The sequence below is a fragment of the Anaerovibrio lipolyticus genome, from assembly GCF_021531495.1.
Classification (GTDB): Bacteria; Bacillota; Negativicutes; order Selenomonadales; family Selenomonadaceae; genus Anaerovibrio.
Window position 1 is genome coordinate 1 of the sequence record NZ_JADYTY010000071.1, and the last position, 1,147, is coordinate 1,147.

Annotated in this window: 1 rRNA gene; it reads right to left on the reverse strand. The window is 51.8% G+C overall.

Annotated elements, in window-relative coordinates:
- A 23S ribosomal RNA gene (locus tag I6E26_RS11005) occupies nt 1-1,145 on the reverse strand; the annotation flags it as partial.
- Nucleotides 1,146-1,147 lie beyond the last annotated feature (2 nt).

Consider the following 1,147-nt stretch of genomic DNA (forward strand, 5'->3'; position numbering starts at 1 on the left):
TTCGGCGCAGGGCCTCTCGACCAGTGAGCTATTACGCACTCTTTAAATGGTGGCTGCTTCTGAGCCAACATCCTGGTTGTTTCTGAAGTCCTACATCCTTTTCCACTTAGTACAGCATTCGGGACCTTAGTCGGCGGTCTGGGCTGTTTCCCTCTTGACTACGGGTCTTATCACTCGCAGTCTGACTCCCAGGTTCTTCTCACATAGCCATTCGCAGTTTGACTGGGGTCGGTAGGCTTTACGCCCCCTAGCCCGATCAGAGCTCTACCGTCTATGTGCATTCCCTGAGGCTAGCCCTAAAGCTATTTCGGGGAGAACCAGCTATCTCCACGTTCGATTGGCATTTCACCCCTATGCACAGCTCATCCCAAAGTTTTTCAACACTCACGGGTTCGGTCCTCCACTCATTTTTACCTGAGCTTCAACCTGGCCATGCATAGATCACTGTGGTTTCGGGTCTACCCGCTGTGACTTGCCGCCCTATTAAGACTCGCTTTCGCTTCGGCTCCGTGTCTTCCACTTAACCTCGCCACAACGGATAACTCGCCGGTTCATTCTTCAATAGGCACGCCGTCGCACATATAAAGTGCTTCGACTGCTTGTAGACATACGGTTTCAGGTTCTATTTCACTCCCCTCCAGGGGTACTTTTCACCTTTCCCTCACGGTACTATGCGCTATCGGTCATTGAGTAGTATTTTGCCTTGGATGGTGGTCCACCCTGCTTCCCACAAGGTTTCACGTGTCTCGTGGTACTCTGGATACCAGCCCTCTCAAAATGTTTTTAAATACGGGGGTCTCACCCTCTGCGCCAGGCCTTCCCATGCCTTTCTTCTAACACTTCTTTGATTTATGCTGGTCCTCAACCCCCGTCGTCCGAAGACAACGGGTTTGGGCTCTTCCCTGTTCGCTCGCCGCTACTATGGGAATCTCGTTTGATTACTCTTCCTCCGGCTACTTAGATGTTTCAGTTCACCGGGTTATCCTCCCGTAGGATGGTACGACATGACTCGTACCGGGTTGCCCCATTCGGAGATGTATGGATCATTGCCTGCTTGCGGCTCCCCATACCTTTTCGCAGCTTACCGCGTCCTTCATCGACTCTCAATGCCTAGGCATCCACCGTATGCCCTTTGTAGCTTAATTAC